Source organism: Delftia sp. DLF01 (assembly GCF_014852125.1).
GTDB classification, from domain to species: domain Bacteria; phylum Pseudomonadota; class Gammaproteobacteria; order Burkholderiales; family Burkholderiaceae_C; genus Comamonas; species Comamonas acidovorans.
Map to the genome: position 1 here is coordinate 237,033 of NZ_JACVAZ010000004.1, position 22,024 is coordinate 259,056.

The following is a 22,024-nucleotide window of genomic DNA, read 5'->3' on the forward strand; positions in this document are numbered from 1 at the left end:
GCTGGAGGTGGAAGAACGTCAGGGCCTGACGGGGAATTCGCCGGACAGGCAGATGCAGAAATTCAGCGCCAGAACGGGTTGCATATTGCTGTGGGCCTGGTTGCCGCCGACGGGCAGCAGCGCTGTCGGCGCCATGGCCGAAGTGGCAGCTCCCGCTGCATAGGTGGGCCTGGCGCTGCCCCGGGGCGGTACGCCTTGCATGCCCTGCGCCAGCAAGTTGCCGCTGGGGATGGCAGCCGTGGCGCCGGCGCCCTGGGCGCTGATGCCGTGGCTGTGCGCCGGTATCTGCGCAAGGGTCAGCGTTTCGGTGGCTGTGCCCATGGTTTCACCGATGTCGCGGAAGCTCAGTCCAGGTCCCGTGCCGGCGCCCATGGCGGCTCTGCCCTGCAGATTGGGCAGCATGAAGTTGGTGGTTCCGTTACCGCCGAACCGGCTTCCGATGACCGCAAAAAGCGCTGCATTCTGCTGTACCTGTATGGTCTGGCCTGCGCAAAAGGCCCAGTTGACAGGAGCGAAGGAGAAGCCGAATGCGCGGACCTCGCCGTAGAAGGGATCTGCCATATGGATGTTTCCTTGGGGGGAGGCTTGTTCAGTTGCGGGGCGGGAAGATCCCGGAGCTGGCGATGCACCAGTTGATGACCAGCGAGGGCTGCATGTTCTGGTGAGGCTGGCTGCCGCCGCTGATGTCCACGGCGGCGGCAGCCATGAAGGAATTGGTGGGCGCGCCATAGGCAGACAGGCCATTGGCGGCCTCGGCCATCACATTGCCGCCGGGGACATTGGTGGTGGCCACCGCAGCGCTGGACAGCAGCTGGTGTGTGTGCTGGGGCATCTGGCTGGGGGTCAGCGTGACGTTTTCCGTACCGTCGATCAAGCCGAGCACAACGCCGCCGCCGTATCCAATGGGCGCGCGACCACGCAGATCGGGCAGGCCGAAGTTCGTCGAGCCATTGCCGCCGTATCGGTTGCCCAGCAGCGCAAACAAGGCCTGGTTCGTACTGATCGGCAGAATCGCTCCGTTGCACAGCAGCCAGCCCCTTGGGACCTGGCCAAAGGCGAATGCGCGGATCTCTCCGAGAAAGGGTTCCATGAAGTGCTCCTGTCCGTGCTATGTGAAGCTGGGGAAGATGCCCAAGAGGCAGATGATGTAGCTCAGCACCAGGCTGGGCATGACGTTGTTGTGCGGCTGCCCGCCGCCGACGATCTGCACCGAGCTGGGTCCCAGGGTGGCGGCAGTCGTGGCGGGTGAGGGGGCGTAGAGGTTGAACCCCGTGACGGCTGCCGGTACCTGCTGTTGCGGCTTGCTGGTGCTGGCGGCGCCGGCTGCCGAGAACGGGTGGGTGTGCCCGGGCAACTGGCTGATGTTCAGCGTTACGTCTTCCGCACCCATCTGCTGGCCCAGAAGGCGGTTGCTCCCGCCCGGCAACTGGCCTTGGCCAATAGGAAGTCGGCCCTGCAGGTTGGGCAGTGCGAAGTTGGTGACGCCATCGCCGCCATAGGTGGTACCCAGCAGCACGAAGAGTGCTTCGTTCTCGCTGATGGCAACCAGCCTGCCGTCGCACAATGCCCAGTTCTGGGGGGCAAAGTTGCCCGCAAAAAGACGGATTTCTCCAATATATGCCTCGCTCATGGCGTCTCCTCCTCCTTGATCGACGTGTTCATGCGTGTGATGAGTGCCTGGTAGCTGGTTTGCCCCGGCTCCGCATCCACGACGGGCCCCAGGAACAGAGCAAAGCGTCCCAGGCGTTCGTGGGAAAGCAGGTAGGTGTCGTGGGTCGGGCGGCCGATGTCAGGCCCCTTGAAACGCAGCGAGCAGCGCGAGGCCAGCAATCCCTGCGTGACCGTGGCCTTTTCCAGGCGCAGCGCCACGGGCGCGGCACCGGGGAGCTGCAACGCGAAATCGGTGCCGACCAGGCCGGTGAAATCCTCAAGGCCGGGCATGCGCGCAGGCTGTGGCGCGCGGCGCATATACCAGTACACGCCGCGATCGGCCTCGGTGGCAAAGCCCAGGCGCTGGTAGTGGCCGAGGATGGGGTTGTTCTTCTCCACATGCAGGCCCAGGTCAATGCCCAGGGCGTCTGACTCATCCGTCAAAGCCTGCAGCAACTGCCGCCCCACGCCCTGGCGACGATGCCTGGGAAGCAGGGCGATATCCACCACGCGGATTTCCTGCGGGCTGCGGTCCACATACAGCCGGCCCGCTATCTCGCCATCGCGCAGCACCAGATCGAAACTGGGGTTGGCGTAGGCCGTCGAATACTGGGTGTGCTGCGCCATGAACTGCTGGCGAATGAAGGCATTCCATTGCTCCTCGGGCCAGCCGAATTGTTCGCGCTCCTGCTCGCGTGTGGAGGCGAAGATGGCCAGGAGAGCGGCTTCGTCGCCGGAACCAATGGGTTGAAGCGCCAGCGCACCGCAGGATTCAGCGTGAGGGCTGCGGAGACTGGTATGGGCAGGCGCAGTGCTCATGAATGGAAATCGACTGGAAACGCAGGAGTTCCAGTCGGGAATAATTGAAAAGAGTTGTTAAATCATAGGCAGGTTTTGCAAAGGATTGTCAAATTTCTTTGAGAAAGGATTTTCAGTATGCCAAGAAATCCATGCGGAAGATGAGTGCTTCCATAGGGAAATATCTGAATCGATTGATATTTGAAATTGACAATGCCCTATCAATGCATTGATGTTGTTTATTGTTGATATTGATTGTTCATTCAAATACTACAGGATTGCCATTTTGAATATCCCTGAAATCAGTGATATTCAACTCAAACAGCGCGGCGCCGGGAAATCGATCACGCTGCGGATGATCTCGCGCATTTCCGTGATCAGCGGCCGGGCATCGTCGCGGCGCCATTGCACGGTGTAGGTCAGCGGGGCCAGCGCGCTGTGCTTTGCGGCCTCGGCGCTGCCGTCCAGCACGCGCAGGCGGCCGCGTTGCTGCAGGGCCAGGGCCCATTGCTCGGGCATGTAGGTGAAGCCCAGGCCGTCCACCACCATGCCCACCACGGCGCCCCAGCTGTTGCAGGAAAGGCGCCGCTCCACGGCCAGGCCGTGGCGGCCCAGCCAGTCGTCCAGCGTGCGCGTGGCGCCCGAGCCGGTGGGCAGGGCGATCAGCAGTTGCTCTCGCACCAGGCGCCGGGGCAGGCCGGTGCCGGCGCGGGCGATGAAGTCGTCGCTGGCGGCCCAGACGAAGCGCACCTGGGCGACCTGCTCGAAGGCCAGGCTGCTGCGCGACGATGGCCCGGCGATGACCACGCAGTCCAGCTCGCCATCGACGATGCGCTGCTCCAGCACCTGGCCGATGTCGGTGTGGGGCTCCAGCTGCAGGTCGGGGTGCAGCTCGGCCACGCGCTGCACCAGCCGGGGCAGCCAGGTCAGGCCGCTGAGCTCGCCAAAGCCGATGCGGCAGCGGCCCTGCAGGCCCACGCTGCGGCCCGCCGCCTCGCGCAGCTGGGCGGCGCCGTGCAGCAGCTCGCGGATGCGCGGCAGCAGCTGCTCGCCCTGGGGCGTGAGTTCGGCGGCGCGGCCGCTGCGGTCGAACAGCTGCACTCCCAGCGAAGCCTCCAGCTCCGCAATGCGCTTGGACAGCGATGAGACCGACAGGTGCACGCGGTCGGCCGCCACGCTGAAGTTCAGGCAGGTGGCAGCCCAGTAGAAGGCTTCGAGCTGTTTGAGGGTCATGGCGACATTCTTCCAAAATCGAAATATCGATTCTTATTTATTTCGCTTTTCTTTGCAGGTTGGCCCTTCTACATTGGCCGGCAATGCCTGCCAACAACGTCCCCTCCACCACCGCCACCGCTTCCGCAGCTGCTGCACCAGCTCCTGCCCGGCCGCCGCGCCGCCTGCGCCAGGTGCTGTCGCTCGATGATTTCGAGCGGCTGGCGCGGCGCCATCTGCCGCGCCCCATCCATGCCTACATCAGCGGGGCGGTGGAGGACAACGCCTCGCTGGCGGACAACCGCCGCGCCTTTGCCGAGCTGGCCTTCGTGCCGCGCGCGCTGGTGGGCGTGGCACAGCGCGACCCCTCCTTCGAGCTGTTCGGGCGCCGCTACGGCGCGCCCTTCGGCGTGGCGCCCATGGGCATTGCCGCGCTGTCGGCCTACCGGGGCGACCTGGTGCTGGCCCAGGCCGCACAGCAGGCGGGCGTGCCGGCCATCATGAGCGGCTCCTCGCTGATCCGGCTGGAGGAGGTGATGGCGGCCGCGCCCCACACCTGGTTCCAGGCCTACCTGCCGGGCGACCAGGACCAGATCGATACGCTGCTGGACCGCGTGGCCGCCGCCGGCGTGCAGACCCTGGTGATCACCGTGGACACACCCGTGGCCGCCAACCGCGAGAACAATGTGCGCGCCGGTTTCTCCACGCCGCTGCGGCCCGGGCCGGGCCTGGCCTGGCAGGGCATCAGCCACCCGCGCTGGCTGTTCGGCAGCTTTCTCAAGACCCTGTGGCGCCACGGCATGCCGCATTTCGAGAACAACTATGCGCACCGGGGCGCGCCCATCCTGTCGGCCAGCGTGATGCGCGATTTCTCGGACCGCTCCCACCTGGCCTGGCCGCATCTGGCCGCCATCCGCCAGCGCTGGCAGGGGCAGCTCGTGGTCAAGGGCATTCTTTCGGCCGCAGACGCCGTGCTGGCGCGCGATCACGGCGCCGACGGCCTCATCGTCTCCAACCACGGCGGGCGCCAGCTCGACGGCTCCGTGGCACCGCTGCGCGTGCTGCCCGGCATCGTGCGCGCCGTGCCCGGCCTGCCCGTGATGCTGGACAGCGGCGTGCGCCGGGGCACCGACGTGCTCAAGGCCCTGGCCCTGGGCGCGCGCTGCGTGTTCGTGGGCCGGCCCTTCAACTACGCGGCCTCGGTGGCCGGGCCGGCGGGCGTGGCCCACGCCATGGCCCTGCTGCGCGAGGAGGTGCTGCGCGACATGGCCATGCTGGGCGCCACGCGCCTGGACCAGATCACGCCGGCCTGCGTGCGCCACGCGCAGGCCTGGGATGCGTTCTGAGCGGCAAGACAACGGTATCGGCACAGACAACAGACAACAGACACAGACGGAGACACAGCAGTGAGCAAGATTCCCGGATTCCATATCCACGCCCGGCCCGAGGCCGCCCTTGGCGATGCGCTGCTGCAGCGCTACCGCGGCTTTCCGGTCGCCAATGTCAGCGACGCCATGAGCCGCACCACGGGCACCTCGGCGCTGCGGCCCTTTCACCGCCGCCAGGGGCCGCTGGTGGGCCGTGCGCTGACCGTGCGCACGCGGCCCGGCGACAACCTCATGGTGCACCAGGCCATCGACATCTGCGGCCCCGGCGACGTGATCGTGGTGGACGCGGGCGGCGCCGGGCCCAACGCCATCATTGGCGAGATCATGCTGGCGCTGATGATGGCGCGCGGCGCGGCCGGCATCGTCATCGACGGGCTGATCCGCGACAGCGACACCATCGGCCAGCACGAGTTGCCCGTGTATGCCCGCGGCGTCTCGCACCGTGGTCCCTACAAGGATGGCCCCGGCGAGCTGCATGTGCCCGTGAGCATCGACGGCATGGTCGTCCACCCGGGCGACCTGGTGCTGGGCGATGGCGACGGCCTGCTGGCCGTGCCCGCCGCCGAGGCCGCCGCCATTGCCGACCGCGTGGAGGCCATACAGCGCGACGAGGCCGACGTGCTCGCCGCCATTGCCGCAGGCCGCGCCGACCGCTCCTGGGTGGTGCGCACGCTGGCCGCCAAGGGGGTGCTGTGATGGACCGCCGCGTTGTCCGTTTCGACTACTGGCTGGACGCGGCCTTCGACCGCATCGTCTCGGCCGCGCCTGGCGTGCAGCTGGTCACCTGCCGGCGCGAGGGCGACGATGCCGCCGCCTGGCAGGCCCTGGCCGGCGCACAGGTCTACCAGATCACGGCCGCCAAGGACGAGCTGCCGCGCCACTGGTTCGCCACGGCGGACCTGCTGGCGCGCTGCCCCGATCTGCTGGCCGTGTCCTCCAGCGGGTCGGGCTGCGACACCATCGACATCGAGGCCTGCACGCGCGCCGGCGTGGCCGTGATGAACCAGTCGGGCGGCAACGCGGATTCGGTGGCCGAGATGGCCATCGGGCTGATGCTGTCCGTGCTGCGCCGCATCAACGAATCCGACCGCCTGCTGCGCGCCCCCGCCCGGGGCTTCAGCCGCGAGGACGTGATGGGCCACGAGCTGCGCGGCCGCACCCTGGGCCTGGTCGGCTTGGGCGAGGCCGGCAGCCGCGTCGCGGCCCTGGGCCGGGCCTTCGGCATGCAGGTGATCGGCTGCGACCCGGCCTACGACGCAGCCGGCCTGGCGGCGCGCGGGGCCGAGGCCGTCGGCTTCGACGAACTGCTGCAGCGCGCGGACATCGTCTCCCTGCACTGCCCGCGCGATGCCTCCACGCTGGGGCTGATGGACGCCGCTGCCTTTGCGGCCATGCGGCCGGGCGCCATCTTCGTGAGCACGGCGCGCGGCGGTATCCATGACGAGGCCGCCCTGCACGCCGCCCTGGCCAGCGGCCACCTGGCGGGCGCGGGGCTCGATGTCTGGGACCAGGAGCCGCCGCCCGCCTCCCATCCGCTGCTGGCCCTGCCCCAGGTGGTGGCTACCTTCCACACCGCCGGTGTCACGCACGAGGCCCGGCGCAACAACGCCGAGCTGGCCGCCACCCAGATCGTGCAGTTGCTGGCCAATGGCCAGCGGCCCGCGCGCCTGGTCAATCCCGAGGTCTGGCCGCATGCGCGCGAGCGCATCGCCAGGGCCTTGGACCCGTCCCGTTCCCTGTCCTTTTCCCCGTCCCGTTGAGCCGCTTCCTTCACCATGACTACAAAGCCTCTCAGACCACTGCAAGAGGCGACCCAGGAGACAAAGATGACACAGCAAGCAAGGCGCGCATTGTGCGCAGGCCTGGCCGCCGCCTGCATGGCGCTGCCGGCCCTGGCCCAGGCCCAGACTCAGGGCGAGGTCCCCTATCCCTCGCGCAACATCGAGATGATCGTGGCCTACGGGCCCGGCGGCGGCACCGACCTGGTGGCGCGGCTGCTGGCCCGCCATCTGGAAAAGAAGCTGGGCGGCAGCGTGGTCGTGCTCAACCGCCCCGGCGCAGGCGGCGGCATCGGCTTTGGCGAACTGGCACGCGCCAAGCCGGATGGCTACACCATCGGCTTCATCAACACGCCCAACGTGCTGACCATTCCCATCGAGCGCAAGAGCAGCTTCCACTGGAGCCAGTACGACCTGCTGGGCAACCTGGTGGACGACCCGGGGGGCTTTGCCATCCACAACAGCAACGCCATCACCACGCTGGCCGGCCTGGCCGCCTACGCCCGGGCCAACCCCGGCGCCGTGACCGTGGGCACCACGGGCACGGGCTCGGACGACCACCTGGCCATGCTGCTGTTCGCCAAGGCCACGGGCACGCAGCTCACCCATGTGCCCTACAAGGGCGCGGGCGAGGTGCGCGCCGCCGCCACGGGCCAGCAGATCACCATCGGCGCCATCAACGTGGGCGAGGTGCTGGCCTACCAGAAGGGCGGCACTCCCATCCGCCTGCTGGGCCAGATGTCGGCCGCGCGCAGCTCGCTGGCGCCGCAGGTGCCTACGTTCAAGGAGCAGGGCATCGATATCGAGCTGGCCTCCCTGCGCGGCCTGGCCGCGCCCAAGGGCTTGCCCGAAGGCGTGCGCAAAAAGCTGGTCGATGCCGTGGCCGCCATCGCGGCCGACCCGCAGTTCAGGCAGCAGGCCGAGGCCATGTACGCGCCGCTGCGCTACCTGGCGCCGCCGGCCTACGCGGCCGAACTGGAGCGCACCGAGGCCGGCTTTCGCAAGCTCTGGACCGAAATGCCCTGGCAGGACGGCAAGCCCTGAAGGCCATGCCCATGCCAACCTTTGAATTCACAAGGACGACCGCCATGCACTGTCTGTCGCGCCGCAGCCTGGCTGCGCTGGCCCTGTGCGCCCTGGCCCTGCCGGCCCTGGCGCAAGGCCCCATCACCCTCATCGTGGGCTGGCCTGCGGGCGGCCCTTCCGACAACGTGGCGCGGCTGGCGGCCACGCGCATGAGCGAGGCCCTGGGCCAGCCCATCACCATCGACAACCGGGCCGGCGCGGGCGGCAACCTGGGCAGCGACGCGGCAGCCCGCGCAAGGCCCGATGGCAACACCATCATGCTGGCCACCGTGGCCTCGCACGGCCTGAACTCCGCGCTCTACGCCAAACTGAACCACGACCCGCTCAAGGACTTCGCGCCCATCGGCATGATCACCACCTCGCCCAGCGTGCTGCTGGTGCCCGTGGCCTCGCCGCTGCGCTCGGTCAACGATCTGCTGGAGGCGGCGCGCGCCAGTCCGGGCCAGCTCAACTACGGCTCGGGCGGCGTGGGCTCCAGCCAGCACCTGGCGGGCGCCAGCTTCAAGCAGCTCACGGGCGTGGATGTCACCCACATCCCCTACAAGGGCACGGCCCCGGCCATGACCGACCTGATGGCGGGCCGCGTGGACTTCGTGCTCACCACGGGCGCCATCCCCTTCATCCGCTCAGGCAAGCTGCGCGCCCTGGCCGTGGCCTCACGCCAGCGCCTGCCGGCCCTGCCCGATGTGCCAACGTTCGAGGAAGCAGGCGTCAAGGGCTTCTACACCGACTCCTGGTACGGGCTGGTTGCCCCGGCCGGCACGCCGCGTGCGGCGCTGGAGCGCCTGAACGGCGCACTGGCCACGGCGCTGCGCAATCCCGAGGTGCAAAAGCAGTTCATCGAACAGGGCTCGCTGCCCGTCAAGCCCATGGGCGTGGACGCATTCTGGCGCTTCGTGCGCGAACAGATGCCCGTGGCGGCCGAGCAGGTGCGGGTGTCGGGGGCCAGAGCCGAGTGAGCGCAGCCGGGGGCGGGCGGCCACGCAGGATCGGCACGGGCGCCTGCACAGCCGCAATGCAGCCAGCGTGTCACTGGCAGGTCACTGGCAGGTCACTGGTAGTTGAGCGTGAAGGTGGCCCGTCCGTTGGCCAGGCCTGTGGTGACGGAGGGCTGGGTCTGGACATAGCGCGCCGTCAATGGAATCACGTGGTTGCTGGTGTTTGGGGTGATGATGCCCGCCTGCCACTGGTTGGGATTGCCGAAGTTGGCGGAGTCCTCGCCGTAGCTGATGACCTTGTCGCTGCTGCGGATCTGGATGCCGATGCCGGCAGCCCCTCCGGTCACCGTCAGCACATCGGAGCGGTTGGCGGCATCGTTGGCATCCGTGAGCGTGACGAACGGGCGCAGGGTTGAATTGGCATCGCCCCCGGTGCAGATCAGTTCCAGATCGAATGGCTGGGGCGCGGAGGTAGCGCCTATCCCGTTGAACTGCGACCTGTTGATTCGCTGCAGGTTCACGGCGATGTTGCTCGTCTTCACCCGGCAACTGGCGCCTGTGCGCACCACGGTGCTGCCGGCCGCCATCACGGACCAGATATTGCAAAGGCTATTGCAGTCAAACCGGGCGGTTGCATAGCTGCTGACGCTGAAAGTGCCCGATTGAACGGCGCCTATCTTGATGAGTTGCATCCATATGGTTTGCTCATGTACATCATCCTTTTGCCATCCCGTGGCTCCTGAATTGTTGGATTGAGTGGTGATGGACATGGTTTTGCCATTGGGGAAATTCCTGGCTTTCCATGTGGCTCGCCAACGGATTCCTATTCCGCGCAAAGATGTGGAGTAGATATCGCCGTCCAGCGTAGTGGGGTTCATGATTTGGGGCCATATTTCTGAAGATGGCCCCGAAAGCACACTGTAGGAAATGGTGTCGAGAGTGGATTTGACCATGGGCGACTCCCATAGCACTGATCCATTCATGATATTTCCTGCGGGAACGTTGATGAGTTCCGGTAATTGGACGATGGATACTGCCGGGGTAAACATGCCTCCATAAATGGAGCTTACAGAAAAGCAAAGCGTTGCCGGAATGAGAAAATATCTGATTTTTTTCATATGAATGAAACCGGAAACGATGCAGGAGAGTTTGATGGGCGTGCTCCAAAGTCTATTCCTATGATTTATGAAAATCCATAGGATCATTCTTATTTTGGCAATGCTTTTTCATGACTCCAATGCCGTGTTCCGTCCGCTTTTCCGCACATGGCCTCGCAGGCCATCCGGCCGGCGCCGGCGCGCCAGCGGGTGGTCGCTGCTGCTGTTGGCCTCGCCGCTGCGCTCGGTCAACGATCTGCTGGAGGCGGCGCGCGCCAGGCCGGGCCAGCTCAACTACGGCCAGGGCGGAGTAGGCGGCCTTTGCATCTGTCCTGGTCTTGCCTCACCCGGGTCGGCCTTTGCGGGCTCCGGGAATGGCGTCGATCAGGCTGCGGGTGTAGGCATGGCGGGGGGCATGCCAGATCTGCCCGTGGTCGCCGCTTTCCACGATGCGGCCCTGGTGCATCACCACGACACGGTCGGCGATGTAGCGCACCACGGACAGGTCGTGAGAGATGAAGAGGTAGGAGAGGCCGAAGTCCCTTTTCAGTTCCACCAGCAGGTTCAGTATCTGTGCCTGCACCGACACGTCGAGCGCGGAAACGGGCTCGTCCAGCACCACCAGGGAGGGCCGCACCACCAGGGCGCGCGCAATGCCTATGCGCTGGCGCTGTCCGCCCGAGAATTCGTGCGGATAGCGCTCGGCCGCGCCGCGCGGCAAGCCTACGCGGTCGAGCATGGCAGCGATGCGCTGCTGCCGCCGCGCGCGCGAGGCCTCGCCATGCACGGCCAGCACTGCGTCCAGGATGTCCTGCACGCGGTGGCGCGGATTCAGCGATCCATAAGGGTCTTGGAACACCATCTGCATGCGGCGCCGCCACGGCCTGAGCGCGCGGCCATGGAGCGGGACAAGGTCGGTCCCGTCCAGTGCAATGCGCCCGGACGCGGGTGTCTGCAGCCGCAGCAGCGCACGCGACAGGGTGGACTTGCCGCAGCCGGATTCGCCCACCAGCCCCAGTGTCTCGCCCGCGCCGATATGAAAGTCCACACCGTCTACGGCGCGCAGCACGCTGGCGTCGCGCCGGATGTGCTCCACCCGCAGCGCCTGTACCTGCAGCAAGGGCACGGTGGCCTGCAGGGCCGGTTGCAGTGCATGGGCAGGCGGTGACGCGACCTGGGGAGTGAACAGCGTGAAGCGCGCCTCCTTCGTTCCCGGCTCCGAGTGGATGCGGATCTCGGGCAGCGGGCCCTGGCCGTGGTGGCGCACCTGTGTAGCCCCCGTTGCCTCGCCGTGCAGCGAGGCACCCAGCAGGCCGCGCGTATAGCTGTGGGTGGGCGTCCTGAACAGGGTGGGTGTGTCTGCCTCTTCGAGCTTGCGTCCACCATGCATCACGGCGACACGGTCTGCCCATTGGCTGACCAGGCCCAGGTCATGGGTGATGAGCAGCATGCCCATGTCCATTTCGCGGCGCAGGCTGTCCAGCAGTTCCAGGATCTGCGCCTGCACGGTCACGTCCAGCGCCGTCGTGGGTTCGTCGGCCACCAGCAGGCGGGGGCGGCAGGCGATGGCCATGGCAATCATCACCCGCTGGCGCTGGCCGCCCGACAGGTGATGGGGATGGTCGTCGATACGGCGCTGGGGCTCCGGGAGGCGCACGCGCTCCAGCAGTTCGATGGCGCGGCGGCGTGCGGCTGCGGCATTCAGCCGTTCATCGGGTCCTGCGTGCAGGCGCAGCGTCTCGGTGATCTGCTCGCCGATGGTGTGCACCGGGTTCAGGGACGTCATGGGCTCCTGGAAGACCATGGCGATGTCACGACCGCGTATTGCCCGCAGTTCGGCCGGCGGCAGGGCCAGGATGTCGCGGCCCTGCAGCAGGATGCGGCCGCTCACCTGGGCTCCCGGTGCCAGCAGGCGCAGCACGGCCAGGGCCGTGGTGGATTTTCCGCAGCCTGACTCGCCGACCAGGGCCAGGGTCTGGCCGCGTCGCAGTTCGAGGTCAAGGCCTCGCACGGCCTCGACAGCACCGGCGCGGCCCGGGAAAGCAATGCGCAACTGGCGTATGTCCAGCAGCGGCGGGGCTGCTGTCCGAGGGAGGGCTGTGACCATGGCGCGGGCTGTGCCTTCAGGCCAGGAAAGCCTGCACATGCTGCGCCATCACCTGCGGCTGGTCGCCCCAGATGGTGTGGCCGCACTCGCCAATCTCCACCAGTTCGGCCTGGGGAAAGGCGTCCAGCAGGCGCAGCGCATCGGGGCGGGACAGCACATGCGACTCGCTGCCGCGCAGGATGAGTACGGGCGCGCGCGTGGCGGCAATGTCGGCCGATTGGTCCACCGTGAGCGCCTCGAAGGTCTGCAGGATGGGGTCCAGTGCGTAGCGCCAGTGCAGCCGGCCGTCGTCGCCGACGCCCAGGTCGCCTTGCAGCGTGAAGCGGTGCACCTCGGGCGAGAACCGCCTGCGCTGGGGCAGGCTGTGCGAGAAGGCCAGGGCCTCGTCCCAGCCGGTGAAGCTGCGCGGGCGCGAGCGGTGCAGGGCCACGTACTGGTCTATGGCCTGTTGTGCGATGAGGCAGCTGGGATCGGACAGGACGAGGCGCTGCACGCGCTGCGGATGGCGAGCCGCAAAGGCCATGGCCACCTGGGTGCCCAGCGAGCTGCCGATGAGGCTGGCCTGCGCCAGGCCCAGCGCATCGAAGATGGCACGCAGATCGTCGGCATAGTCGGTGAGCGCATAGCCGCTGGCCGGCTTGTCGGACTGGCCGTGGCCGCGCATATCGATGGCGATCACGCGCCAGTGGGCCGAAAGGGCCGAGCCCAGCGCGCTCCAGGCCGATGCCTGCATGGACGTGCCGTGCAGGCAGACCAGGGCCGGTGCGTTGGGCTGGCCCCATTCGAGCGCATGAAAGCGCAGGCTGCCGGTGGCAATGGACAGCGGGCGCCCCTGTGTCCAGGACAGCGGCGCGGGCGCGCAGGCATCCTCGGACTCGGCGGCGGGAGCGGGTCGCGCGCGTCGCAGAGCCTCTTCGATGGCGCGGGCCGTGAACTGCGGGTTGTCGCCCCAGATCGAGTGGCCTGCATCGGGCACGTCCAGCATGTGCAGACCCGGCAGTTCGCGCTGCAGCCGCTGGACGGTGGGCGCGATGAGCACGTCGCTGTCGGCACCGCGCAGGATGGTGGTGGGCGCTTCGATGGCGCGCACGCTGTCCCACATGTCGCGCGCCGCGCAGCGCAGGGTCTCGATGGCGGCATCGCGGTCATAGCGCCATTCGAGCTGGCCATCGTCCAGCCTGCGCAGATCGCCCTGCAGCGTGCGCAGATGCACTTCGTCACTGAAGCGGCGACGCTGGGGCAGGGTGCGCGAGAAGGCCAGGGCGGCATCCATATCCGCAAACCGGCGCGGGCGTGACAAATGGGCCGAGACCATGTGCTCCGAGGCCTCGGTGGGCATCTCGAAGCTCAGGTCCAGCAGGGCCAGCGCCGCCACTTTGCGGGGATGGCGGGCCGCATACCACAGCGCCACGCGTGAGCCCAGCGACGAGCCGACCAGGCTGACGCGCTCCAGGCCAAGGCGGTCGATGAAGGCTTCCAGATCGGCGCCGTAGTGCTCCACCTGGTACTGGCCGCTACCGGCGCGCTGCGAGTCACCATGCGAGCGCTGGTCCAGACCGATCAGCCGGTACTCGGGGCCCAGCGAGGCGGCCAGCCACGCCCAGACCCGCCCGTGCAGGGAGGTGCCGTGCAGTGCGATCACCACATGGGGGCCATCGCCCCATTGCTCGTAGTGCAGGCGCAGGCCGTTGGCGTGGATGAAGCCGTCTCCGTGGTGGTCCAGGATGCTTGAAGTCATGGTGTTTTTTCTGAAGTGGGAATGCATGGGAAATCAATCGAGCTGTATGTGCGCCTGGCGTGCCACGGCCTGCCAGGCGGCGATCTCGCGCGCCAGCATCTGGCGCACGGCGTCGGGTGCGATGAAGACGGGCGTGAAGCCCAGCCGGGCAACGCTGTCCTGGAATTCGCGGGACGCCGAAAGCTGGCGCAGCGCTGCGGTCAGTTGCTCCAGCACGGGCGCAGGCGTGGCGGCCGGCGCGAACAGGCCCAGCCAGGTTCCCCGGTCGAAGGGAATGCCCGATTCGGCCAGCGTGGGCACCTGCGCAAACGTGGGATGGCGGTCGGGGCCTGCGATGGCGATCACGCGCAGCTTGCCGGCCTGCACCTGAGGTGCGGCTGAGAAGGCATCGGGAATGGCCAGGTCCAGCAGGCCGCCGGCCAGGTCGGTGACCGCCGGTGCGGCGCCCCGATAGGGGATGTGGCGCATGCCTATGCCCAGCGCATGGGCTATCACCTCGCCCGTGAGATGGCCGAAGGTGGCCTGTCCGCCGGTGCCGAAGCTCAGCTCGCCCCGTGTTTTGGCCAGCGCCTTCAGGTCCTGCACCGTATGGACGGGGCTGGAGGCCGGCACGGCAATGACCAGGCCGCCCTGCGCGAAGACCGCGATGGGCGCCAGGTCGCGCGTGGCGCTATAGGGCAGCTGGCTGCGCACGGCGGGCTGCACCGACAGCGTGGCTGCAATGCCCAGGGCCAGCGTGTGGCCGTCGGCCGGGCTCTTGATGACGCTGTCGATGCCGATCAGGCCGCCCGCGCCGGCCTTGTTCTCCACCACAATCTTGGCCGCCAGCGGCTTGGCAAGTGCCTCTGCCAGCAGGCGACCCGTGGAGTCCACCGAGCCGCCAGCCGATGTGGGAACCACGATGCGGATGACGCCGGACGGATAGGCGGGAGCGCTGTCCCGGGCCGTGGCGTTTGCAGCGGCCAGGGCGGCCAGGGCGCCGGCCAGGGCGCGGCGCCGGGTAATGACCGAGGAAGAAAAGGTCCAGGAAGGAAAGGGCGATGGCGCAGATGTATGCATGGGATGTCCTGTTTTCATGGGCTGCCAGGAGGACGGGCGGCCGTGACCTCGACCTCGATGCGGTAGTCGGGGTGGAACAGCGCCGGCACCACCACGCCCGTGGATGACGGCCGTGCACTGCCCAGGTAGTGGCTGCGGATGCGGGCGTGGGTGGGCGCGTCACTGGCGTCGGTCAGGTAGGTGACCACGCGGCAGATGTGGGCGGGTGTCAGGTCCACGGCCTGCAGCGCCGTTGCGATGCGCTGCCAGACCAGCTCGGCCTGCTGCGCGAAGTCGGCGGGGATGCTGCCGTCATCGCGCCGGGGCGTCTGGCCTGAAAGAAAGACCAGTGCGCTGCCTGCGGGCGCTTCGAGGATCTGCGAGTAGCTGCCCAGAGGCTCGCCCAGGGCGGGGGGATTGGTGGTGCGAAACGCGGAGGCGGGTGGTGTGCTCATCTCGTCCTGAGGGTCCGCGCCCCATGGCGCGGCGGACTTTCAGAATAGGAGCACAAGGCCGCGCCGCCTATTCGAAAGACGGCCTCGGGTGTTGCGCAAATCGGTTCACCCGGCTTGTGGTGCGCGGGCGGCCCGCAGGTCAGGCGCGCAGGGCCTGCAGTGCCTGCTGGTTCTCGGGCAGCTCTGCGGCGGCGGCATCGCGCAGCGCTTCCAGCACGGTGCGCACGGCCGGCGATGCGCCCATGTTGGCGCGCACGGCGATGACGTGGGGGCCCAGCGGATTGCTCAGCGTGATCGGCAGTATGGACAGCTGCCTGCGCTGCGCGTAGCGCTGGGCCACCGTCTTTTGCATGAAGTTGAGAAAGCCGTACTGCTCCACCAGTTGCAGGTTGGCGGCCAGCGGCGTGGACGACTCCACCACGTTGGCGGGCATGCAGCCCACGCGGCCCAGGAACAGGGCCTGCACATGGGCGTGGAATGGGCCGCTGCCGTGGGGCAGGATCCAGGGGTCGTCAATGAGCTCGGCCAGCTTCACGCTGCGCGAGCGCGCGAACCGGTGGCTGCGTCCTGCGACCAGCACATAGTCCTCGTCGAAAAGCACGGACTGCTCCAGTCCAGCGGTATCGTCCCGGTCGGTGATGTGGCGGCACAGCGCGATGTCCAGGCTGCCCTCGCGCACGCGGTCCACCAGCGGCTTCTGGGGCAATTGCTCCAGCGAAATGCGCAGATGGGGCAGGCGCTTCTTGATTTCTCCGACGGCCTTGGGAAGCAGGCCAGTGGCAGGCGGCAGCAGCGAGCCCAGGCGCACCACGCCCTGCGAACCCGAGCGCAGGGCCTGGATTTCGGCATGGGCCTGCTGCACGTCGAACAGCACGCGGCGTGCATGCTGGATGAGGGCATTGCCGTACACCGTGGGAGCCATGCCCGAATGCGAGCGCTCGAACAGCTGCACGCCAAAGGCCGACTCCAGTTCGGCCATGGCGCGAGAGGCCGCCGGCTGGGTCAGGTGTGTCTGTGCGGCCGCCTTGCGCAGCGACTGCGATGCGCCCAGGGCATCGAGCAGCACAAGCTGGCGGAACTTGAGGCGAAACGGAAGAGTGGCGATCGTGGGCGGGGCGGGAAGGGTCATGGTGCGCCTTGGAATCCATGCAAGCGGGGCTGCTGGCAGGCTGGCTGGCGACTCCGGCTTGCACCGGAGACATGTTCCCCACCTGCTGCGGGAGGGGCCATGTTGGCCGTACAGCCCCTTCGCGTGAACGAAGCGATGCGCATGAGTTTGCTCGGACCTCGCATATGTGCAGTGCCTGCCCCCATGCCATGCTGCAAGCGGGTGATCGCAAAGCTGCATGGGGTGATCCCCGCGTTCGATCACGGCAAAAGGGGCATGCGCTCCTAGACTTTGCGCATGCTCCTGGCGTGGTGAATTGCCGCGCTGCCTCTTCCGTCCTTTCTTACGGCCGTTCAGCGCTTTCGTCCGCACTGCCTGCACCCGTTGCACCGGCTTTTAGCCTCGATGCCCGTGGCCGCTGACCGTCTTCCCTCGCCCTGCGATCCCTCGCCCATGCCTGCCTCCTTCCCCCTGCTGTCCCGCCTGTGCCGCCTGGCGGCCCAGGCCCTGCCGACGATGCTGGGCATCGTCATCCTCAACTTCCTGCTGCTGCAGCTGGTTCCCGGCGACGCGGCGGATGTGCTGGCCGCCGAGTCGGGCAGCGCCACGGCCGAGCTGATGGCGCAGTGGCGGGCCCGCTTCGGGCTGGACCAGGGCCTGTTCATGCAGCTGGCCCACTATCTGCTGGGGTTGGCGCGGCTGGACCTGGGCGAGTCGCTGCGCTATCAGACCCCCGTGGCCGGGCTGATCGCCTCGCGTCTGCCGGGCACCTTGCAGCTGATGCTCTCGGCCTGGGCCATTGCACTGGCCGCGGGCATGGCTGCCGGTGTGGTCATGGCCAGTTGTGCGGGGCGCTGGCCCGACCGGCTGCTGTCGGCTGGGGTGCTGGTGCTGTATTCCATGCCGGGCTTCTGGGTCGGCCTGATGGCGGTGGTGGGCTTTGCCGTGCACCTGGGCTGGTTTCCCAGCGGCGGCAGCTTTTCTGCCGGGTCAGACCTGCAGGGCTGGTCTGCCTGGACGGACCGGGCCTGGCATCTGGCGCTGCCCGCGCTGGCACTGTCCACCTTCTTCGTGGCCATCTATGCGCGGCTGACGCGCGCCGCCATGCTGGAGATGGCCGGGCAGGACTTCGTACGCACGGCGCGCGCCAAGGGCGTGGGGCCGGTGACCGTGCAGTTGCGCCATGTGCTGCGCAATGCCCTCATTCCCGTCACCACGGTGGCTGGCCTGCACATCGGCAACCTGCTGGGCGGCTCGGTGGTGATCGAAACCGTGTTCGGCTGGCCCGGCATGGGCAGCCTGGCGCTGGAGGCCGTGATGGCGCGCGACTTCCGATTGCTGCTGGGCGTCCTGCTGCTGGCCTCGCTGGTGGTCATCGTGGCCAATGTGCTGGTCGATCTGCTGCATGCGGCCATTGACCCGCGCATGTCCGTGGCATCCAGGGCCGCCACGGCGGCGGGAGGGTAGGGCCATGCCATCGCGCATTTCCCTGTCTGCTCTGCTGGGCCTGGCCATTCTTGCGCTGTTTGTCGTCACCGCCGCGCTGGCGGGCTGGCTCTACCCGGGTGATCCGCTGGACATGGCCGGTCCTGCACTGCTGTGGCCCCTGCAGGACCCCGCCTTTGCGCTGGGAACGGATGCGCTGGGACGTGATCTGGCAGCCCAGCTCACCCATGGTGCCCGGGCCTCGCTGCAGGTGGGGGCCTGCGCGGCCCTGGTGGGACTGTCCATAGGCACGGTGGCCGGTGCCGTGGGCGGCTACTACGGCGGCTGGGCGGACAAGGCGCTCACGCGCCTGACCGAACTCTTCCAGACCACGCCGACCTTGCTCATGGCCGTGGTCATCGTCGCCATTGCAGGCCCGTCATCGCGCACGGTGGCCTTCGCCATCGGCCTGGCGTCGTGGCCGGGCTGCGCCCGCCTGGTACGGGCCCAGTTTCGCCAGTTGCGGGAGGCCGACTTTGTGCTGGCCGCGCGCAGCCAGGGCTTTGGCGATCTGCACATCATCTGCCGCGAAATCCTGCCCAATGCGCTGGCGCCCGTCATCGTCACCGCCTCGGCGATGGTGGCCAGCGCCATCCTGCTCGAATCCGCGCTGTCCTTCCTGGGCATAGGCGACCCCGAGGTGCTCAGTTGGGGCGGCATGATAGGCGCGGGCCGCGATGCGCTGCGCACCGACTGGTACCTGAGCACACTGCCCGGCGCTGCCATCTCGGTGGTGGTGCTGGCCCTGAACCTGGTGGGCGATGCGCTCAACGACCACCTCAACCCGCGCCTGCGAGGGCGCTGACGGCGGCCCCCCAATGGATATCACCCTGCTGTCCGCCCAGGACCTGGCCCGGCGGTTCGCCGCGCGTGAACTCTCCCCCGTGGAGGTGGCGGTCGCCACCTTCGAACGCATCGAGGCGATGCAGGCGCTGGACACGCCGTTGCGCCTGTTCACCTGGACCGGGCGCGATGCCGCACTGCAGGCCGCGCACCGCGCCGAGCGTGCCTGGCGCGAGCGGCGCGACAACCATCCGCTGTGCGGCGTGCCCTTTTCCGTCAAGGACTGCCTGGCCGTGCGGGCGGCACCGCGCACCCATGGATCGGCACTGTTCGGCGGACAGCTGTGCGCACACGACGATCCGGCGGTGGCGCGGCTGCGCGCTGCTGGCGCTGTCTTCGTCGGCATGAACAACATGCCCGAGTTCGGCCACCGGCCGACCAACCAGAACGCCCACTATGGCACCGCGCTCAACCCCTGGGACGCGCGCCGCACACCGGGCGGCTCCAGCGGCGGCAGTGCGGCCAGCGTGGCCGTGGGCGCCAGCACGCTGGCACTGGGCACGGACGCGGGCGGCTCGGTGCGCGTGCCGGCCGCCTGCTGCGGCGTGCTGGGCCTGAAGGCCACGCATGGCCTGATCCCCAGTGACGATCCGCCCGACGGCTTCGGCTCCCTGGGGCAGACCGGGCCGATGGCGCGTACCGTGCATGACCTGGCCACCGTGCTGCAGACCATTGCAGGCCCCCATGCCGGTGATCCCTGGTCGCAGGCCGCGCCGCCTGCCACGGGCCTGCGTGAAGCGGCCGAGGCCGGCCGCAGCCTGCGCGCCATTCCTGGCTTGCGCCTGCGCTGGTTGCCGTTCATGGCTGGCGGTGAAGGCGCCGAAGGGCTGGACGCGGAAGTGCGCGCGCTGTGCGAGCAGGCACTGGCCAGGCTGGCCGGTGCAGGGGCGGGTGTGGAAGAGGGGCACGTGGACCTCGGCGCTTCCAGCGCCATCCTCGGGGCTGTGGCTGCGGCCGTGAACCAGCACCGCTTCGGCGACCTGCTGCGCGAGCACGCTGCCGCACTGCCTCCCACATTCCGCCAACGCCTGCAGGCCGGTGCACGGCTGGGCAGGGAGCCCTTGCTGCAGGGACTGCACGGGCGCACGGCCATGTTCCGGCAGGTGCAGGCGCTGTTCGAGCAGGCCGATGTGGTGGCCACGCCCACGCTGTCGGCCCCGGCCGTGCTGGCCGAGGCCGAACCATCGGCCGATCTGATCATCGACGGACAGGCCTGGGGCCCGCTGCGCACGGCCTGGATACACCACTGTCATCCCTTCAACCTCAGCGGCCATCCTGCCCTGACCGTGCCGGTGGGCTGGACGCGCGCCGGCCTGCCCGTGGGCCTGCAACTGGTCGGCCCCTGGCATGGCGAGCTGCGGCTGCTGCAGCTGGCCGCCGCGCTGGAATGCCTGGCTCCCTGGGCGCAGCAGCGCCCGCCCTGTGTGGCCCCTGTGTGAACCCCGTGCGCATCCCTGTTTCCTTACCTGTCTGACTGGAGTGTCTATGTCTGTTGTCCACGGCATGCCGCGCCGGGGCTTTCTGGCCCTGGCCGGCCCTGGCCTGCTGTTTCCCTGGTGCGCCCGCGCCCAGGACTCTTCCTCCCTGCCCTTACCCCCGCCGGTGCGGGGCGGCACGCTCACCGTCATTGGCGCCGAGCCGCCGGCCCTGCTATCGCTGGCGAACATCACCGTGGGCACGCGTGACATCTCGGCCAAGATCACCGAAGGGCTGCTGCGCTTTGACGACCGCTTTGCGCCGCAGCCGCTGCTGGCCACGGCATGGTCGGTCTCGGCCGACGGCCGGCGCTACCGCTTCACGCTGCGCCGGAATGTGCGCTGGCACGACGGCCAGCCCTTTACCTCGGCCGACGTGGCCTTTTCCCTGCAGGAGCTGCAGCGTGTGAATCCGCGCGGGCGTGGCACGCTGGCCCAGCTGGAGCGGGTGGAGACGCCGGATGCGCACACGGCCGTGCTGCACCTGAAGGCGCCTGCGCCCTATCTGCTGCGCTCGCTGTCATCGGCCGAGTCGCCCATCGTGCCGCGCCATCTCCATGCCCAGGGCCCGGAGGCGGCAGCGCGCAACGCGGCCGCGCCCGTGGGCACGGGGCCGTTCCGTTTCAGGCAATGGGTGCGCGGCTCGCATGCCGAGCTGGAGCGCAACCCCGATTACTGGGACGTGGGACTGCCCTATCTGGACCGCCTCATCTACCGCTTTTCGGCAGATCCTGCGGCCATTGCCGCTGCGCTGGAGACGGGGGCCGCAGACTTCAGCACCTCCGTATCGCTCAACGATATCGCCCGGCTGTCAAAACATCCGCGCCTGCATGCACAGGCTCTGCCCAGTGCCTACCTGAACAACATCGCGGCCGTGGAGTTCAATCTCGGCAATCCGCATTTCTCCCATGCCCAGGTGCGCCGTGCCGTGGCCCACGCGCTCAACCTGGACTTTCTCAACAAGGCCGCTTACCAGGGCCTGGCCCAGCCGCTGGCCACGCCCGTGCCACCCGCGCTGGCGCCCTGGCATGACGCCACGCTGCGGCCCTATGCCCACGATGTGGACCGCGCCAACGCGCTGCTGGACCAGGCAGGCTTTGCCCGGGGCCAGGGCGGGCGGCGCTTCTCGGTCACGCTGGACTACTTTCCCACCGCCACGCTCAAGCTGGTGGCCGATTACGTGAAGGCGGCGCTGTCGCGGGTGGGCATCCATGTCACCGTGCGCAGCCAGGACCTGGGTGGCTTTGTGCAGCGCGTGTACAAGCAGCGCGATTTCGACTTCGAGGTCAACGGTCTGGGCGCCCTGTTCGACCCCACGGCGGGCGTGCAGCGCCTGTATGCCTCGGCCGATGCGGGCAAGGGCATTCCCTTTGTCAATGCCTCGGGCTTTCGCAATGCGCAGGCCGACGACTTGCTGGCGCAGGCCGCGCTGGAGACCGACGAGACGCGTCGCACCGCGCTGTGGCATCGCCTGCAGAAGATCGCCATGGACGAGCTGCCGCTGCTGCCCCTGGTCAGCGTGCCGCGCGGCAACGTGTGGAGCCGCCGTGTGCACGGGCTGCTGGAGGGCGTGGAGGAATCTGCCGGCAGCTTCTCCCGTGCCTGGGTGGAGCCCAAGGCGCCGTGATCCCAAACACGCATCGCGTGATCCCCAGCTTCGAATAGTCGAAACCACAGGCGCTGCCTAGACTGGATTTCAAGGGGCAGGACGTTGCGCAGGCGGCGGGTGCCGCGATCCGCTGCAACCCGCCACGGCCCACCGCAACCCCTGCCCCGGCCCGATCTTTCAACGCTTTCCAGAGCACTTTCAGTCAAAGGATTCCCGGTC

The 22,024-nt window shown here is 68.2% G+C and carries 20 protein-coding genes; 9 read left to right on the forward strand and 11 right to left on the reverse strand.

The genetic code is table 11. The annotated features are described in order from the left end of the window. Positions 1 to 18: 18 nt before the first annotated feature. From IB269_RS22110 to IB269_RS22130, 5 genes are all read right to left on the reverse strand, one after another. The gene (locus IB269_RS22110; RefSeq protein WP_192368318.1) at positions 19 to 561 is read right to left on the reverse strand and encodes a phage tail protein; all 543 of its coding nucleotides are present in this window, start codon (positions 559 to 561) and stop codon (positions 19 to 21) included. Positions 562 to 589: 28 nt separating this feature from the next. After that, the gene (locus tag IB269_RS22115) at positions 590 to 1,090 is read right to left on the reverse strand and encodes a phage tail protein (protein WP_192368319.1); all 501 of its coding nucleotides are present in this window, start codon (positions 1,088 to 1,090) and stop codon (positions 590 to 592) included. An 18-nt stretch (positions 1,091 to 1,108) separates the two neighbouring features. Further along, positions 1,109 to 1,630: a phage tail protein gene (locus tag IB269_RS22120; protein WP_013800556.1), complete on the reverse strand. Its 522-nt coding sequence runs from the start codon at positions 1,628 to 1,630 to the stop codon at positions 1,109 to 1,111. Then, positions 1,627 to 2,469, reverse strand: a complete 843-nt coding sequence (locus tag IB269_RS22125) for a GNAT family N-acetyltransferase (RefSeq protein WP_099752663.1) — start codon at positions 2,467 to 2,469, stop codon at positions 1,627 to 1,629. The genes IB269_RS22120 and IB269_RS22125 overlap by 4 nt, the downstream gene beginning before the upstream one ends. Before the next feature lie 291 nt (positions 2,470 to 2,760). After that, a complete protein-coding gene (locus tag IB269_RS22130; protein ID WP_012207596.1) occupies positions 2,761 to 3,681 on the reverse strand; it encodes a LysR family transcriptional regulator in 921 nt (306 codons plus the stop codon). A gap of 83 nt (positions 3,682 to 3,764) precedes the next feature. Between IB269_RS22130 and IB269_RS22135 the strand changes: the two genes are divergently transcribed. From IB269_RS22135 to IB269_RS22155, 5 genes are all read left to right on the forward strand, one after another. Then, positions 3,765 to 5,006 carry an alpha-hydroxy acid oxidase gene (locus IB269_RS22135; protein ID WP_192368320.1) on the forward strand — a complete coding sequence of 414 codons (1,242 nt, stop codon included), beginning with the start codon at positions 3,765 to 3,767 and terminating at the stop codon, positions 5,004 to 5,006. A gap of 60 nt (positions 5,007 to 5,066) precedes the next feature. Then, entirely contained in the window at positions 5,067 to 5,744 is a 678-nt protein-coding gene (locus tag IB269_RS22140; RefSeq protein ID WP_192368321.1) for an RraA family protein, read from the forward strand. Next, positions 5,744 to 6,808 carry a hydroxyacid dehydrogenase gene (locus IB269_RS22145; protein ID WP_192368322.1) on the forward strand — a complete coding sequence of 355 codons (1,065 nt, stop codon included), beginning with the start codon at positions 5,744 to 5,746 and terminating at the stop codon, positions 6,806 to 6,808. The genes IB269_RS22140 and IB269_RS22145 overlap by 1 nt, the downstream gene beginning before the upstream one ends. A 66-nt stretch (positions 6,809 to 6,874) precedes the next feature. Continuing rightward, the gene (locus tag IB269_RS22150) at positions 6,875 to 7,870 is read left to right on the forward strand and encodes a tripartite tricarboxylate transporter substrate binding protein (protein ID WP_192368323.1); all 996 of its coding nucleotides are present in this window, start codon (positions 6,875 to 6,877) and stop codon (positions 7,868 to 7,870) included. A gap of 44 nt (positions 7,871 to 7,914) precedes the next feature. Then, entirely contained in the window at positions 7,915 to 8,871 is a 957-nt protein-coding gene (locus IB269_RS22155) for a tripartite tricarboxylate transporter substrate binding protein (protein ID WP_192368324.1), read from the forward strand. A 92-nt stretch (positions 8,872 to 8,963) separates the two neighbouring features. Here IB269_RS22155 and IB269_RS22160 read toward each other — a convergent pair whose 3' ends face one another. From IB269_RS22160 to IB269_RS22185, 6 genes are all read right to left on the reverse strand, one after another. Continuing rightward, on the reverse strand, positions 8,964 to 9,968 hold the full coding sequence (locus IB269_RS22160) for a fimbrial protein (protein WP_225614252.1): 1,005 nt from the start codon (positions 9,966 to 9,968) through the stop codon (positions 8,964 to 8,966). A gap of 322 nt (positions 9,969 to 10,290) precedes the next feature. Next, positions 10,291 to 12,054, reverse strand: a complete 1,764-nt coding sequence (locus tag IB269_RS22165) for an ABC transporter ATP-binding protein (RefSeq protein ID WP_192368325.1) — start codon at positions 12,052 to 12,054, stop codon at positions 10,291 to 10,293. Positions 12,055 to 12,070: 16 nt separating this feature from the next. Then, positions 12,071 to 13,792 carry an alpha/beta fold hydrolase gene (locus tag IB269_RS22170; protein ID WP_192368326.1) on the reverse strand — a complete coding sequence of 574 codons (1,722 nt, stop codon included), beginning with the start codon at positions 13,790 to 13,792 and terminating at the stop codon, positions 12,071 to 12,073. A 33-nt stretch (positions 13,793 to 13,825) separates the two neighbouring features. Then, complete coding sequence (locus tag IB269_RS22175; RefSeq protein ID WP_192368327.1) at positions 13,826 to 14,851, reverse strand: Bug family tripartite tricarboxylate transporter substrate binding protein; 1,026 nt, start codon at positions 14,849 to 14,851, stop codon at positions 13,826 to 13,828. 14 nt (positions 14,852 to 14,865) lie between these two features. After that, a complete protein-coding gene (locus tag IB269_RS22180; RefSeq protein ID WP_063328429.1) occupies positions 14,866 to 15,285 on the reverse strand; it encodes a RidA family protein in 420 nt (139 codons plus the stop codon). A 139-nt stretch (positions 15,286 to 15,424) separates the two neighbouring features. Next, positions 15,425 to 16,414 carry a LysR family transcriptional regulator gene (locus IB269_RS22185; protein ID WP_192368328.1) on the reverse strand — a complete coding sequence of 330 codons (990 nt, stop codon included), beginning with the start codon at positions 16,412 to 16,414 and terminating at the stop codon, positions 15,425 to 15,427. Between the two features lie 432 nt (positions 16,415 to 16,846). Here IB269_RS22185 and IB269_RS22190 point away from each other — a divergent pair, with 432 nt between their 5' ends. Genes IB269_RS22190 through IB269_RS22205 form a run of 4 tightly spaced genes read left to right on the forward strand, consistent with a single transcriptional unit; the run spans position 16,847 to position 21,823 of the window. Next, complete coding sequence (locus IB269_RS22190) at positions 16,847 to 17,860, forward strand: ABC transporter permease (protein ID WP_192368329.1); 1,014 nt, start codon at positions 16,847 to 16,849, stop codon at positions 17,858 to 17,860. A 4-nt stretch (positions 17,861 to 17,864) separates the two neighbouring features. Beyond that, positions 17,865 to 18,683: an ABC transporter permease gene (locus tag IB269_RS22195; protein ID WP_225614253.1), complete on the forward strand. Its 819-nt coding sequence runs from the start codon at positions 17,865 to 17,867 to the stop codon at positions 18,681 to 18,683. 13 nt (positions 18,684 to 18,696) lie between these two features. After that, positions 18,697 to 20,160, forward strand: a complete 1,464-nt coding sequence (locus IB269_RS22200; RefSeq protein ID WP_063328426.1) for an amidase — start codon at positions 18,697 to 18,699, stop codon at positions 20,158 to 20,160. A 46-nt stretch (positions 20,161 to 20,206) separates the two neighbouring features. Then, the gene (locus tag IB269_RS22205; protein WP_192368331.1) at positions 20,207 to 21,823 is read left to right on the forward strand and encodes an ABC transporter substrate-binding protein; all 1,617 of its coding nucleotides are present in this window, start codon (positions 20,207 to 20,209) and stop codon (positions 21,821 to 21,823) included. Positions 21,824 to 22,024: the final 201 nt, after the last annotated feature.